The sequence below is a fragment of the Accumulibacter sp. genome (assembly GCF_036625195.1).
Lineage (GTDB): Bacteria > Pseudomonadota > Gammaproteobacteria > Burkholderiales > Rhodocyclaceae > Accumulibacter.
Map to the genome: position 1 here is coordinate 2,632,124 of NZ_JAZKUG010000001.1, position 13,935 is coordinate 2,646,058.

14 protein-coding genes, 2 tRNA genes and 1 pseudogene are annotated in these 13,935 nt (G+C 68.2%); 9 read left to right on the plus strand and 8 right to left on the minus strand.

Going from position 1 to position 13,935, the window contains the following annotated elements; all coding sequences use genetic code 11:
* Positions 1 to 4: 4 nt before the first annotated feature.
* A complete protein-coding gene (locus tag V5B60_RS11640) occupies positions 5 to 1,612 on the minus strand; it encodes a gamma-glutamyltransferase (protein ID WP_332347148.1) in 1,608 nt (535 codons plus the stop codon).
* Between the two features lie 165 nt (positions 1,613 to 1,777).
* On the opposite strand from V5B60_RS11640, the gene gltX reads away from it, so the two are divergent.
* The 4 genes from gltX to V5B60_RS11660 all read left to right on the plus strand — a co-directional run bounded on the left by gltX (position 1,778) and on the right by V5B60_RS11660 (position 5,158).
* The gene (gene gltX / locus V5B60_RS11645) at positions 1,778 to 3,196 is read left to right on the plus strand and encodes a glutamate--tRNA ligase (protein ID WP_332347149.1); all 1,419 of its coding nucleotides are present in this window, start codon (positions 1,778 to 1,780) and stop codon (positions 3,194 to 3,196) included.
* Positions 3,197 to 3,314: 118 nt separating this feature from the next.
* Positions 3,315 to 3,390, plus strand: a tRNA-Ala gene (locus tag V5B60_RS11650).
* Between the two features lie 20 nt (positions 3,391 to 3,410).
* A tRNA-Glu gene (locus tag V5B60_RS11655) sits at positions 3,411 to 3,486 on the plus strand.
* A 1,171-nt stretch (positions 3,487 to 4,657) separates the two neighbouring features.
* Positions 4,658 to 5,158: a YkgJ family cysteine cluster protein gene (locus V5B60_RS11660; protein WP_332347150.1), complete on the plus strand. Its 501-nt coding sequence runs from the start codon at positions 4,658 to 4,660 to the stop codon at positions 5,156 to 5,158.
* A gap of 152 nt (positions 5,159 to 5,310) precedes the next feature.
* On the opposite strand, the gene dtd is transcribed toward V5B60_RS11660, so the two are convergent.
* From dtd to V5B60_RS11680, 4 genes are read right to left on the minus strand one after another with little or no spacing between them, the layout of a single operon-like run.
* Positions 5,311 to 5,763, minus strand: a complete 453-nt coding sequence (gene dtd, locus V5B60_RS11665; protein ID WP_332347151.1) for a D-aminoacyl-tRNA deacylase — start codon at positions 5,761 to 5,763, stop codon at positions 5,311 to 5,313.
* Positions 5,760 to 6,218 (minus strand): arsenic resistance N-acetyltransferase ArsN2, encoded by a 459-nt coding sequence (gene arsN2 / locus V5B60_RS11670; RefSeq protein WP_332347152.1) that lies wholly within the window; start codon positions 6,216 to 6,218, stop codon positions 5,760 to 5,762. Before arsN2 ends, dtd begins: the two co-directional genes overlap by 4 nt.
* Complete coding sequence (locus tag V5B60_RS11675) at positions 6,215 to 7,213, minus strand: cation diffusion facilitator family transporter (RefSeq protein WP_332347153.1); 999 nt, start codon at positions 7,211 to 7,213, stop codon at positions 6,215 to 6,217. Before V5B60_RS11675 ends, arsN2 begins: the two co-directional genes overlap by 4 nt.
* A gap of 39 nt (positions 7,214 to 7,252) precedes the next feature.
* A complete protein-coding gene (locus V5B60_RS11680) occupies positions 7,253 to 8,308 on the minus strand; it encodes a C4-dicarboxylate ABC transporter (RefSeq protein WP_332347154.1) in 1,056 nt (351 codons plus the stop codon).
* Between the two features lie 212 nt (positions 8,309 to 8,520).
* On the opposite strand from V5B60_RS11680, the gene V5B60_RS11685 reads away from it, so the two are divergent.
* Positions 8,521 to 8,787: a hypothetical protein gene (locus V5B60_RS11685; RefSeq protein WP_332347155.1), complete on the plus strand. Its 267-nt coding sequence runs from the start codon at positions 8,521 to 8,523 to the stop codon at positions 8,785 to 8,787.
* Positions 8,788 to 8,845: 58 nt separating this feature from the next.
* Here the strand turns inward: V5B60_RS11685 and V5B60_RS11690 are convergent, their stop codons facing one another.
* Positions 8,846 to 8,992, minus strand: a complete 147-nt coding sequence (locus tag V5B60_RS11690; RefSeq protein WP_332347156.1) for a hypothetical protein — start codon at positions 8,990 to 8,992, stop codon at positions 8,846 to 8,848.
* A 360-nt stretch (positions 8,993 to 9,352) separates the two neighbouring features.
* On the opposite strand from V5B60_RS11690, the pseudogene V5B60_RS11695 reads away from it, so the two are divergent.
* From V5B60_RS11695 to V5B60_RS11710, 4 genes and pseudogenes are all read left to right on the plus strand, one after another.
* Positions 9,353 to 9,481, plus strand: a pseudogene (locus V5B60_RS11695) (hypothetical protein); the annotation flags it as partial.
* A 181-nt stretch (positions 9,482 to 9,662) separates the two neighbouring features.
* Positions 9,663 to 10,412 (plus strand): sulfatase-like hydrolase/transferase, encoded by a 750-nt coding sequence (locus tag V5B60_RS11700; RefSeq protein WP_332347157.1) that lies wholly within the window; start codon positions 9,663 to 9,665, stop codon positions 10,410 to 10,412.
* A gap of 14 nt (positions 10,413 to 10,426) precedes the next feature.
* Entirely contained in the window at positions 10,427 to 10,924 is a 498-nt protein-coding gene (locus tag V5B60_RS11705) for a type II toxin-antitoxin system RatA family toxin (protein ID WP_332347158.1), read from the plus strand.
* Between the two features lie 82 nt (positions 10,925 to 11,006).
* Positions 11,007 to 12,851: a glutamine--tRNA ligase/YqeY domain fusion protein gene (locus tag V5B60_RS11710; RefSeq protein ID WP_332347159.1), complete on the plus strand. Its 1,845-nt coding sequence runs from the start codon at positions 11,007 to 11,009 to the stop codon at positions 12,849 to 12,851.
* Positions 12,852 to 12,869: 18 nt separating this feature from the next.
* Here the strand turns inward: V5B60_RS11710 and arsC are convergent, their stop codons facing one another.
* Together arsC and V5B60_RS11720 are read right to left on the minus strand one after the other, a co-directional pair.
* Complete coding sequence (gene arsC / locus V5B60_RS11715; protein ID WP_332347160.1) at positions 12,870 to 13,232, minus strand: arsenate reductase (glutaredoxin); 363 nt, start codon at positions 13,230 to 13,232, stop codon at positions 12,870 to 12,872.
* A gap of 57 nt (positions 13,233 to 13,289) precedes the next feature.
* On the minus strand, positions 13,290 to 13,901 hold the full coding sequence (locus V5B60_RS11720) for a CBS domain-containing protein (RefSeq protein WP_332347161.1): 612 nt from the start codon (positions 13,899 to 13,901) through the stop codon (positions 13,290 to 13,292).
* Positions 13,902 to 13,935: the final 34 nt, after the last annotated feature.

Consider the following 13,935-nt stretch of genomic DNA (forward strand, 5'->3'; position numbering starts at 1 on the left):
GGCGTCAGTCCGGCAGGGCTGTCGCAGTGCGGTCGTCGGCGAACATGACGGTGCCGCCACGCCGCTGGTCGCCGGCGCCGGCGAGGCGTCCGTCGATGCGGGCGACGCAGTTCACGCCACCAAAGAACATGCTGGCCGACGCGAAGCGGGTCGCGCCCGGCCAGCGCGCCTGCAGGGCGTCGGCGGCGCCAGCGGCCAGACCAGCGGTCTCGAACCACAGCTGCCGGCCTTCGATGTGCTGCCGCGAGGCATTCACCGCTTCGTCGAGCGGACGTCCATAGGCCAGCACGTTGAGCAGGGTCTGCAGGATGGCACTGCGGATGCGGTTCGACCCGCCGCTGCCGAGCGCGAGGCGGGGCCGGTCGCCGGCGAGGACGATCGTCGGCGACATCATCGTGCTCATCCGGCTGCCGGCCGCCAGTCGGTGGAACCCGGCCGGGTTGATGTCGTCCTCACCGAGGAAGTTGTTGACATGGATGCCCAGCCCGGGCAGGGCGTGCCCGCAGCCCTCGCCGTTGCTGGTCGTCATCGCCGCCGCCATGCCTTCGGCGTCGATCACCGAAATGTGCGTCGTCGCGCCCAAGGCGTTCTCTCGGCCGAGCGCGCGCGCGTGCCGTGCCCACTGCGGCAGGCTGCCGCCGGCGACGAGCTGCCGGATCGCTTCCGGGTCGGCGTGCAGGCGGTGGTCGTAGCCGGCACCGCGCACTTCCGAGACCGTCGCCAGTACCGCCGCGATGGCCAGTTGATGAGCCGGAGAGCGGAATTCCTCGCCGCCAAGGCCGAGTTCCTCGGCGATGCGCAGGCCGGCGCCGATCAGGCCACCGCCGGCCGACGGTGGCGGGTTGGTCAGCACCGTGAAGGGCCCGAAGGGAATGCGCAGCGGTTCGCGTGCCAGCGGCGCATAGCTCGCCACATCCTGCTCGCCGATCAGTCCGCCTTGCGCCGGCGCGAAGTGCTCGACGAGCGAACGGTGGTAGGTCGCCACCTGGGCGTCGGGACTGCCGTCCGCGAGCCCTTGCAGGAAATCCCCGAGATCCGGGTTGGCCAGCCGATCACCCGCCCGTGGCAGACGCCCGGCAGGCTGGAAGAGGCGGCGCACCGTGGCCGAGTTGCTGGCGATCGGCGCAATCAGGCCGGCGATCGCGGCGATCTGCGGACTGACCCGGAAACCGTCGCGCGCCCAAGCCACGGCCGGCGCGACGACCTCGTGCAGCGGCAGGCGGCCGGCGCGCCGGTGCAGGGCGAGCAGGCCGACGAGCTGGCCCGGCACCGCAGCCGCTCCCTTGCCGATATGGAAGACCTGGCTGGTCTCGCCGAAGTCGACGGTGATCGGTGCGAAGTCGAGGATCGGCCAGCTGGCCAGTCCGAGTCCCGGCGCCGCACCAAAAAAGTCGAGCACCTCGTAGCCGTCGCGCGCGTCACCCCAGACGCAGGCGCCGCCGCCGCCGAGCGAGGTCAGCGGCAGTTCGGTGACGGTCGCCGCGAGCTTGGCGGCGACGATCGCGTCGACTGCGTTGCCGCCGCGCTGCAGCACCCGGACACCGGCGGCCGCCGTGTGCGGCTCCGATGCAGCGATTACGCCACGAATTCCCATCGGCGAAGGATACGCCATGCCGGCGCCGGCGGAAAGAAGGCTGCTGCTGCCGCCGGCGGCGACCGGGGACCGTGGCCGGCGGCGGTTGCGGCGACGCGGCGAGGGTGGGCGATGGCGCAGGCGCAGCCCGTCGGGCCGGCGCTTCAACTAGAATGAGGCCTTTTCCGACTGCGACCAGCGACCATGATCCGCACCCGCTTTGCTCCCTCGCCAACCGGTTTCCTGCACGTCGGGGGTGCGCGTACCGCACTCTTCTCGTGGGCCTACGCGCGTCGCCACGGTGGCCGCTTCATCCTGCGGATCGAGGACACCGATCTCGCCCGCTCGACCCCCGAGGCCGTGCAGGCGATTCTCGATGGCATGCGGTGGCTTGGCCTCGCGCACGATGAGGGCCCGTTCTACCAAACGCAGCGCATGACGCGTTATCGGGCCGTGATCGCCGAGATGCTCGCCGCCGGCACCGCCTACCATTGCTATATGCAGCCCGACGAGCTCGATCGCTTGCGGGCCGAGCAGCGCGAACAGGGTCGCAAGCCGCGTTACGACGGCCGCTGGCGGCCGCAGCCGGACAAGCGCCTGCCGGAGCCGCCGGCCGGGATCGAGCCGGTGGTCCGTTTCCGCAATCCGGTGGACGGAGTCGTCGCCTGGGACGACCTCGTGAAGGGGCGCATCGAGGTCGCCAACAGCGAGCTCGACGACTTGGTGATCGCCCGCGCTGACGGCTCGCCAACCTACAATTTCTGCGTCGTCGTCGATGACCGGGACATGGGCATCACGCACGTCATCCGCGGCGACGACCACGTCAACAACACGCCGCGCCAGATCAACATCCTGCAGGCGCTCGGTGCGCCGGTGCCGCTCTACGCCCACTTGTCGATGATCCTCGGCGACGACGGGCAGAAACTGTCGAAACGACATGGTGCGGTGAGTGTCATGCAGTACGATGATGCGGGCTACCTGCCGGAGGCGTTACTCAACTACCTGGCCCGTCTCGGCTGGTCGCACGGTGACGACGAGATCTTCTCGATGCAGCAGTTCTGTGAGTGGTTCGATCTCGACCACATCACCCCGTCGGCAGCCCAGTTCAACAGCGAGAAACTCATCTGGCTGAACGCGCATTACCTGCGCCGCTGCGACGCCGGTCGCCTGGCTGACCTGGTCCGCCCGCGGCTGGCGGCGCGCAACGTCGTCGTCGGCGAGACGCCGTCGCTGGCGGCGATCATCGAGCTCCACAAGGAGCGCGTCAGCAACCTCAACGAACTGGCCGATGTCGCCGAAGTGTTCTACATCGACCTGCAGCCGAGGAGCGAACTGCTGGCCCGCCACTTGGCGCCCGAGGTTCTGCCGCTGCTCGACGACTTCGCCGCCCGGCTCGCCGAAGTGCCCTGGCAGGCGGCGGCCATCGCCGCGCTGATCAAGGAGTGCGTCGCCCGCCACGGTGTGAAGATGCCGAAGCTGGCGATGCCGGTACGCGTCCTCCTGACCGGTCTCGAGCAGACGCCTTCGGTCGACGCGCTGATCGCGCTCTTTCCGCGCACCACTGCGCTCGAGCGGCTGGCGCGTGCCCCGCGCGTCGCGTCCTCGGCGCCGCGCAGCGTGTGATTGCGCGCGGCTTGCGGCGCCGGCAGAGCAGGACCTTGAAGCGCCAGGAGCCGGCGGGGCAGCGATTCGCGCTTTACAGCGGCGGGTCGACTGCCTATAATCGCGGCTTCTTTCGGGCGGGGGTATAGCTCAGCTGGGAGAGCGCTTGCATGGCATGCAAGAGGTCCGCGGTTCGATCCCGCGTACCTCCACCACAAGCCGAGAGAAGTTCCGGGTCCCCATCGTCTAGAGGCCCAGGACACTACCCTTTCACGGTAGGTACCGGGGTTCGAATCCCCGTGGGGACGCCAGCAGCTCGCCGCCTTCGCGATCCGAGCGGATGCGCCGGAAGTGCCGCAGTGCGACCGCTCCCCAGTCAATGTCCAGTAAGCGCTTCATTTGCCAGGGCTCGCCGCGACGCGGGGTTCCTGAGTGGGACGCTTGCGCCAACATCTGCCGCGCAAGACGACGGTGTCGTGGCGTCGGGCGCTTTCAGTCGACGGCACAACGTCCGTTCCGACACCCCGACAGGCCGAGGTGCCTGGCCAGAGTCTTGCGTTTGCTGCGAGGCGACGCACCTGCTCCGGGAGCGAAACCGCTTCGCGTTCGCGGGAATCAGGTTGTTCAGGTAGGTACTGCTGCGATGCGCCTGGGCGTGTGCAGGCTGCAGTCGCCAACTCGAGTGGCAGGTGCTGCAGAAGGATCTCATCGCCAGCGCAGGGCAGGCGGGCGCGTGCGAGAGTGTGGCGCAACTCGCGCACATTGCCGGCGTAGGCAGAGCGTCTCAGCCAGTCCGCTGCCTCCGGCGACAGGCGCCTGCCGGAACTACCGCCAGCGACCCGGGCGAGCAGGGTTTCGGCCAGCAGCAGGACATCGTCACTGCGCTGCCGCAGTGGTGGCGGGTGAATCGGGAAGACATTGAGGCATGGCTCCCCTACGGAGTTGTTCGTGGGTAACGGCGACGCCCTGAATCTGGGATCGATCGCGTCGGACTGAAGCGCCTCCTTGGCGGGCCGTTGCGCGGATTGTTCGCGTCCGCTGGTTGTTTCAAGCCGCCGGCATCGTCAACGCGCCACCGGCACCGTGGCGTGCGCGCCGACGCGCCGCCCGCGGCGCGGCTTTCCAGGTATGCGAAAGGAGCGAGAGCGCCGGCTTGCCCACCCCAGTTCGTCGGGCGGCGGGCGGTCGATGCGGCGCCAGAGGAGTATGGTTTCTCTGGTGGGCGGTGCCGCGTGGCGCCCTGACCGTTCGTTCCACTACAATTCGATGGGCTCGGCAATCGATCCGGGACGGAGAGCGGCGATGAAGGGAATACAAGGCAGTGGCAACGAAGGCCATGGACCAGCTGGCGACGCGATTGCGCACTGAGCAACGTGGGCGGGCCAAGGGTCGCCGTGACGTCTGGAAGACGAATGGCGAACGGACTTGGCTGACCGCGAAGTGGGCCGTCGAGCCCGTGCTGCCGTCCGTGCCGACAGCGCAATGAGGCTTCTATCCGAACTGCATCGGCAGATCGACGCACGCGTGCAGGCGATCCGCTCGGCGCGTCCCGACTGGCAGTGCGCCCGGGGCTGCGACGCTTGCTGCCGGCGGCTCGCCGCCGAGCCGCGGCTGACGGCAGCGGAATGGGATCTGCTGCGCGCAGGGCTGGCCGCGCTGCCGGCAGAGCGGCTGCGGCCGATCGCCGCCGACCTCGCGACCCTCGACGGTCGCTCGCAGGGTCCGCTCGTCTGCCCGCTTCTCGACCAGCCGACAGGCGCCTGCACGGTCTATGCTTGGCGGCCGGTCGCCTGCCGCACCTACGGCTTCTACGTCGAGCGCCAACTCGGGCTGTATTGCCCCGACATCGAGGCACGCGTGGCGGGTGGCGCACTGGCCGATGTCGTCTGGGGCAATCACGATGCCATCGACCACGGGCTTGCCAGCCTTGGCGAAGTCCGCACGCTGCGCGAGTGGTTTGCGGGCTGGCAGGACAGACCCTGAGCCGTGGCGGCGTGTGCCGGGCTGCGCCAGCATCCGGCCGCCTTGGCCGGATGGGCAGACCGCCACGCTGCAGCACAGCCGTGGGCTATGCCCTGCGGAGGGAAAACTCAGCGTGGCCGTGACCGCGGCTGGACGTCGGTAAGCGCGCGGCGCTATTCCGGCTGGCGCGAGTCGATCACGAGCGTCACCGGCCCGTCGTTCACCAGATGGACCTGCATGTCGGCAGCGAAAACGCCGCTCGGCACCGGGCGGCCGAGGGCGCTCTCGAGGCGGGCGACGAAGCGTTCGAACAGCGGCTGCGCGACCGTCGGCGGTGCGGCGCGCTGCCACGATGGCCGGTTGCCCTTGCGGGTGGACGCGAAGAGGGTGAACTGGCTGACCGCCAGAACCTCACCGCCGATGTCGCTGACGCTGCGGTTCATCAGTCCGGCGGCATCGGCGAAGATGCGCAGTCGAGCCAGTTTGCCCGCCATCCAGTCGAGGTCGCCGTCGCCGTCGCTCGCCTCAAACCCGGCGAAGACGAGCAGACCGGCGGCGATGGCGCCGACGGTCTCGCCGGCGACGTCGACACGTGCCGCGCCGACCCGTTGCACGACCACCCTCATGCCGTGTCACCGTCGCTCAGGCGCCGCCGCATGCACACCGCAGAGGCCGGACAGAGGCTGCGGAACTCGCTGCATTGCGCGACTTCGGGCGGCACCTGGCAGCGATCGAAGGGTTGAAAGCCGCGTGCAGCAAAGAAGGCGGCTGCGCTCGTGGTGAGGAGAAAGATGTCGTGCTGGCCGTGGTTGCGCGCCCGTTGCACGAGTTCATCGAGCAGCCGGCTCCCGATTCCGCGTTGGCGGTGATCGGTCGACACTGCCAGAGACCGCAGCAGGGCCACCCCGGGGTAGTGTTCGAGGCCCGCGCTGGCGACGATTCGCCCGCCGTCGCGGCAGACCAGGAAATCCGCCAGGTGTCGCTCGCGGAGGTCGGCGGTCGGCAGCCCGCAGCTCTGCAGCAGGTCCAGCAGGGTGGGCAGATCGGCGGCGTCCGTCGGGCCCGGTAGCAGACTGTTCATGACGGCCGCGCTGCGCGCGGCTGCCAACCGTTGCGGCGTGGCAGCCAGCGCACCGGCGCTGTCAGAGGCTCCGGCTGCAGCGTGACGTGCGTGATGCCGCTGGCCGCCAGCGCTTCCCTGCTCGCGGCCAGCACGGCTGGCCATTGCTCCAGCGACTCGACGACGAGGTGCGCGGACAGCGCGACGCGGCTGGAAGAGAGGGTCCAGATGTGCAGATCGTGCACCGAAGTCACGCCCGGGATGCCAGCGAGGACGCGCGCCACCTGCTCGGTCGACAGGCTGGCCGGTACCCCTTCCATCAATGCCTGCAGCACCTCGCGCAGCAGCCGCAGGCTGGAGGCCAGCATCAGCGCGCAGATCAGCAAGGAGAGCAGCGGGTCGGCCGTCGTCCAGCCGGTCCACATGACGACGGCGCCGGAAACCAGCGCGGCGACCGAGCCGAGCAGGTCGCCGAGCACGTGCAGCAGCGCGCCGCGGGTGTTCATCGTCTGTTCGCCATGCATCAGCAGCCAGGCGACGGCGATGTTGAGCAGCAGCCCGAGGGCGGCGACCAGCGTCACGGCTTCGCCGTTGATGGCGACCGGCGTCAGGATGCGGTCGACAGCCGCCACCGAGATGCCGACGACGACGATGACCATGAAGAGGACGTTGAGGAGTGCCGCCAGCGTCTCGACGCGGCCGTAGCCATAGGTGTGCTGTTGCGTCGGCGGCCGCTGCGAGAACCAGGCGGCGAACGCGGCGAGGGCGAGCGAGGCGCTGTCCGTCACCATGTGGCCGGCATCACCGAGCAGGGCGAGCGAACCCGACCAGAAGCCGGCGGCAGCCTCGACGCCGGCAAAACCGAGCGTCAGCAGCAACGCCCAGAGCAGGCGTGGGCCGGCGTCCGCTGCGTGCCCGTGCGCATGCCCGCCATGTCGGTGGCCAGCGTGGTCGTGGTCGTGTCCGCACTTGCCGTGTTCGTGCGCGTCGTCTTGCTGCAGCTGTGGTCCGCTCATGGTGGTGGAATTCTAACCGATATCGCCGTCCGCTCCGGGTCAGGGATGCGGGCGGAAGAGGCCGCCGCTGGCAACGCCCCGCGTCGTGCCCGCCAGCGTCGCCAGCCAGACGACGATCAGCAGAAACCAGCAGGCGATGCCGATCCAGTCGACGCCCGCCAGTCCCGTGGCGCCTCCGAGCCGCAGGCTGGCGGCGGCGAAGGCACCGAGTGGAAAGGTGAACCCCCACCAGGACAGTGCGAATGGCAGCAGGCCGCGACGCTGGGCGGCAGCGGTCAACAGCGTCGCCATCAGCAGCCACCAGACACCGGAGCCCCAGAAGAGCAGGCTGACGAGGAGGAGCACGCCTTCCGGCAGGGCGAACGGTAGCTGCTCGGCGAGATTGAGCAGGCTGACGGGAATGGCGCCGATCGGTGCCAGGTGGATCCAGACTGTCGGCGTCAGCATGCCGAAAGCCGGCTTGGCCAGGTACTTGCGCTGCAGGGTCAGCGCCAGCAGAGCCAGGTACATCAACGTCCCGGCGCCGAGGGCGACGATGTTGAGCAGCAGGGCGAGGTCGCGTGCCGCGCCCGTGAGCTGACCGACCAGCGGCGCACCAGCGATGGGAATGACGACCAGGCCGACCGCCGGAATGAAGTTGGCCGGCGTCACGTGTTCGAGGCCGAGTTGCTCGCCGGCGAACGCCGTGTACAGCACCGCCAGGCCGAAAGCGAAGGTCAGCACCGCTCCCGTCCACCAGAACGCGAGCGCCAGGCCGACGTGCGGGCCGAAGGCGAGAAACTGCGCGGCGATGACCAGCATGGCGATCGGCAAGGTCGGATAGAAACTGGCCTGCACCGGATGCCGCAGCGTTGCCAGTGCGAGCTGCGGGTGCAGGAGGCAGCGGGCGAACCAGGGAAGCAGCAGCGTTGCGAAGAGTAGCAGATTGAAGTAGTGCAGTGCCCAGGCCGGCGCCTCGAGGACCGGCCAGCGCGAGGCGAGAGCCAGCGTGTCGAGGCTCAACACACCACTGCCCATGACGGCAGCGAACCAGCCGGGAGCGAAGTGGCGCACGACATCGGCAAGGGTGGTCGTCGGCGAATGGGCGGCGGCCATGGCTCGGGTTTCCTGTCGATCAGAGAACGCTGATTATCTCTCGGCTTGGACGCCAGCGCGCGGCCGTGGCTGCGGCCGGGTGCCGCTGCCATGGCCTCGCCGCCGCACCGCCTCGACCGCGCACACGTCCGGCGGCAGCGCTTCAGCCAGGCCTAAGGTTTCGCTGCCATCATTCCTGGGCTAGACTGTTGATCGACAATCGGAAAGCCGCCATGACCGTTCTCCCATCGCGCCACCAGATCGACCGCTTCTTCCTGCTCAGCGGATTCTGGGTTGTGCTGCACGTCAGCGCCTTCACCACCGGCAATGCATACAGCACGCCGGCACTGGTCGCGTGGACGCTGGCGACGACGATCAGCTATGCCTTTCTCTACCTCCTGCCGGCGGTCGTCCCGGGCTATGTCCTGCATTACTGGTTGTGTCGGCGCCCCGCCACGCCTGGCGCACGGCTGCGCTCGCCGCCGTCCTGGTCGGCCTGACGGGAATGGTGCAGGTGCTGCTGTTTGCCGACCGGTGATCCATGAGCATGTACGGTTTTCACATCAACGGCTTCGTCGTCGACCTCGTCTTCTCGCCCGGCGGCATCGATTCGCTGGGCGCCAGTCGCAGCACCGAGCTGACGGCGGCGCTGATCGTCCTCGCGTTGCTGGCGCTGCAGGCGGCAACATGGTGGTGGACGCGCATGCGGCAGAGCGAGCAGGCGGCCGCCGCAGTGGCGCCTGCGGGCGCGCTGGGTGCTGCTCGTCATCCTGGGGCTTGGCTCTGGGCGAGCGGCTCGCCTACGGCTACAGCGCGGCCACCAACTATCAGCCGATCCTCTTTGCCAGCGAGCGCTACCCCTTCTATGTGCCGACGACGTTCCGCAAGCTGGCGGCCCGCCTCGGCGTCAAGCTGGGCAACGAGACGGCCGAGGGGGTGCAGCTCAGGCATGGTGGCCTGAGTTACCCGCTCGTCCCGTTGCAGGTCGAAGCGCCGGCACGTCCGCCGAACATCGTCTGGATGGTCGCCGAGTCGTTGCGCTTCGACCTGCTCGATCCGGAGATCATGCCCAATCTGTGGCGAGTTCTCGGGCAGGCGCTGCGTCTCGAGCAGCACTACAGTGGCGGCAACGGCACCCAGATGGGCATCTTCTCGATGTTCTACGGACTGTACGGCAACTACTGGTTCCCAATGATCAAGGCGGCCCGCTCGCCCTTGCTGATGGACGTGCTGCAGCAGCAGAACTACCAGTTCAGCCTGCATACCAGCACCGTCTTCACCTACCCGCAGTTCGACAGGACGGTCTTCCTGAAGATGGACCCGGCCGACATGCAGCCGATCTCCGGACGGCGCACCGCCGTGGGACCGGGACCGGATGAACATCGACCGCCTGCTTGGCTTCCTGGATCGCCGCGATCCGGGCAGACCGTTCATGGCCTACATGTTCTTCGAGGGGACGCACGCCAACTACAACTTTCCGCCCGACTGCGTCATCGCCGAGCCCTACATCGACGACTTCAACTATCTGTCGGCCGACTTCAAGGGGCAGATGAGCCGGATCAAGAACCGCTACCTCAACGCCGCGCATCACGTCGACCGCCAGATCGGCCGGGTAACGGCCCATCTGCGCGAGAAGGGGCTGCTCGAGGACACGATCGTCATCGTTCTCGGCGACCACGGCGAGGAGTTCATGGAGCGCAGCGAGCGCTGGGGGCACGCCGCCGAGTTCAACCGCTACCAGACGGGCACGGTGGCCGTCATCCGGATCCCGGGAGCGAAACCACGCGTGATCAGCGGCATCACCAGCCATCTCGACATCCCGGCGACGCTCATGCCGCTGCTCGGCGTGCGCAATCCGCCGCAGGACTACTCGCAGGGGCAGGACCTGCTGGCACCCGACTTCCGGCGTGATTACGCGGTTGCTGCCGACTGGCATCGCGTGGCCTACATCGGCGAGAAGTACAAGGTGGCCTTTCCGATCAACGCCACGGGGGCTGTCCGCATGGAGGTGCTGGATGCCGACGACCGGCCGGTCGACGATCCCGAGCGCGCCAAGAGCGAGATCCGGCGCGAAACGGTCGAGATGATGAACAACCTGAGCCGCTTCAGCCGGCCGCGGGGCTGAACGGCAGGCGGCGAATGGCGACCCATCGCGAGACCCGAGCCATCGGGCTGCCGGTGGACAGGCTGTTCGACGTTGTTGCCGACGTCGAGAGTTATCCGGACTTCGTGCCGCTGATCCGTGCCGCGCGCGTGCTGCGGCGCGACGCGGCGGCCTACGAAACCGAGCAGACGCTGGCCGTCGGCGTGCTCGAGCATCGTTTCCGCACGCGGACCGAGCTGTCGCGGCCGCGGGCGATCAGCATCGTTTCGCAGGACCGCTCGTTCTGCCGCTTCGACATCCGCTGGAACTTTGCGCCTCTGGCAGACGATCGCTGCCAGGTAGACTTTGCCCTCGACTGCGAGTTGCGCTCGCTGTTCCTGATGCCGGTGCTGCAGCTCCTGATCCTGCCGATGGCGGGCGCCATGGTGGGCGCCTTCGAGCGGCGAGCGCATCTGCTCGCGGCGCAGGCGGTGGTGCGTCGTCTCTCGCCGTCGCCCGGCAGCCTGCCGGCAGACGACCGGCGACCGGAGTGAACGGCAGGCAGTACGCAGCTTGTCGAGATCTTGAGCCCGCGGGCAGGTAAAATGCCGCTCTTGTCGAAACGGGGGTTGCCACGTGAGCCAGGAGTCCAGCAGCAGGGCGGCGAGTTCGTCCGCACTCGTCAGTACCAACTTCATCCGCAACATCATCGAGGCCGACCTCGCCGCCGGCACGCACGCGCAGCGTCGCTGGTCGGGCCGGCCTGGTCCGGGAGCACAGCAGCTTGCCGGGCCGCTCGATCCCGCGCGCATCCGCACGCGTTTCCCGCCCGAACCGAATGGTTACCTGCACTTCGGCCATGCCAAGTCGATCTGCCTCAACTTCGGGCTGGCGCAGGATTATGACGGTCGTTGCCACCTGCGTTTCGACGACACCAATCCGGAAAGGGAGGAGCAGGAGTACGTCGATTCGATCATCGAATCGGTCCGCTGGCTCGGTTTCTCCTGGGAGGCCGGCGCGGACGGGGCGGCGCAGGCGGAGTGCAACCTCTATTACGCCTCGGATTACTTCGACTGGATGATCGCTTTCGCCGAGTACCTGATCGACAGCGGCCATGCCTATGTCGACAGCCAGAGCGCGGAGGAGATGCGTGCCAGCCGCGGCACGCTGACCGAGCCCGGCAGGGACTCGCCCTTTCGTCAGCGCAGCGTCGCTGAGAACATGAGTCTGTTCCGGCGCATGCAGCAGGGGGAGTTCCCCGATGGTGCGCATGTCCTGCGGGCGCGCATCGACATGGCTTCGGCGAACATCAACCTGCGTGATCCGGCGATCTATCGCATTCGTCATGCCAGTCACCACAACACCGGCGACCGCTGGTGCGTCTATCCGATGTACACCTACGCGCATCCGATCGAGGATGCGCTCGAGAACATCACCCATTCGATCTGCACGCTCGAGTTCGCCGACCAGCGGCCGTTCTACGACTGGCTGCTCGAGCGTCTCGCCGAAGGCGGCGTGCTGCAGCGTCCGTTGCCGCAACAGATCGAGTTCTCGCGCCTCAACCTGAGCTATATCGTCCTCTCCAAACGCAAGCTGATCCAGCTCGTTGACGAGGGGCATGTGGCGGGCTGGGACGATCCGCGCCTGCCGACACTCGTCGGCGCGCGCCGGCGCGGCTACCCCGCCGAGGGATTCCGCCGGTTCGCCGAACGGGTCGGTGCCTCACGATCGGATTCGCTGATCGAGTACTCGCAGCTCGAGGACACGATGCGCGAGGTGCTCAACGAGTCGGCTGAGCGGCGCATGGCGGTGCTCGATCCGTTGCGGCTGATCATCGACAACTACCCGGCGGGCGAGAGCGAGGAGTGCCTGGCGGCGAATCATCCGCTGCAGCCGGAGCGCGGCAGGCGCGTGCTGCCTTTCGGCCGCGAGCTGTGGATCGAGCGCGACGATTTCATGCTGCAGCCAAGCAAGGGTTACCACCGCCTCCATCCGGGCAATCTGGTCCGCCTGCGCCACGCCTATGTCGTTCGTTGCACCGGTTGCGAGCACGATGCGAGCGGTGCCGTCAGCGCAGTGCATTGCGAATACCTGCCGGATTCCCGCAGCGGGACTGCCGGTGCCGACCAGTACAAGGTGAAGGGCAACCTGCACTGGGTGTCGATTGCCGCCGCCTGCCGCGCCGAGGTGCGCCTCTACGACCGGCTGTTCGCGGTTGCCGCTCCCGGCGCACGGCGTGAGGGCGACCCCGAGGGAGTCGAGCGCGACTTCCGCGATGACATCAATCCGGCCAGCATGCGCGTCATCGAGGCATGGGTCGAGCCCTCGCTGCGCGACACCCGCGCCGAGGAGTGCTTCCAGTTCGAACGGCACGGCTACTTCGTCGCCGACAGGGTCGACTCGAAGCCGGGGGCACTGGTCTTCAACCGCACGGTGACGCTGCGCGATTCGTGGGCGGCGCAGGCCGGTCCGCGTCGCTGAGCGGGTGGCGCGCCGCGCTCACTCCCCCTGCAGCAGTTCGAGGACCTTCTCCGGCGGGCGGCCGACGACGGCCCGATCTCCACGGACGACGATCGGCCGTTCGATCAGGATCGGGTGGGCGACCAGCGCGTCGAGCCACTCGTCTTCGCTCAGCGTCCGGCCGGCGTAGAACTGCCGGAAGACGGCCTCGCCGCGGCGGACCAGTCCGGCTGCCGGCATGTCGAGCTGGCGCAGCAGCAGGCGCAGTTCGTCGCGTTTTGGCGGCGTCTCCAGATAGTCGATGATCTCGACGGGACCGCCGTTTTGCGAGAGCAATTGGCAGGCGGCGCGGCTCTTCGAGCAGCGCCGGTTGTGATAGATGCGCACGGGGATCTGGCTCATTCGCTTGCTCCTCGGGAGGGTGGGTCGAGAGGCGGTCGCTGGTGCCGGTTGCACCCGCTAACGCCAGAGACTCAAAGGTGGGTCGGTGATGACTGCGCGCAGCACGTCGCTGCGCGAGACCAATCCGACCAGTGCGTCGCTCTCATTGACGATCGGCACGCCATCGACCCCGTGTTCGAGCATGACCTGAGCGATGCGGCGGATATCGGTGACCGGATCGGCGGTGACGACTGGCGTGGTCATCACGTCGCCGACCTGACGCGCCATGATGTCACGCGGGCCGTCCGCATCGAGGTTGAGCGTGGTCAGCAGATCACGTTCGCTGACGATGCCGACCAGTCGGTAGCCGGCATCGAGCACCGGTGCCTGGTGGATGCGCCGTGCGAGCAGCAGGCGCCAGGCGCGCTCGACGGTATCTTCACTGAAAAGCGAAACAACCGGCCGTTGCATGATCTGGTAGGCATGGTAGAGCGGGCCGCGATCGCCATCGACGCGCAGCATCTGGCGGTAGGCGCTGATCGCCTGCGCGCTCGGCGTGCCGGACACGGCGCGCGCTTCTTCGCCGGCGACCGGCTGCACCGGACGACTGCGCGCGACCGCTGCCACCTCGCCGAGTCTCTCGAAGGTGCCGCGGAAAATGGGGCCGCTCAGGCCGTAGACGGCAAACATTGCAGCCTCATGCGGTGTGACCGAATCTGCCGCA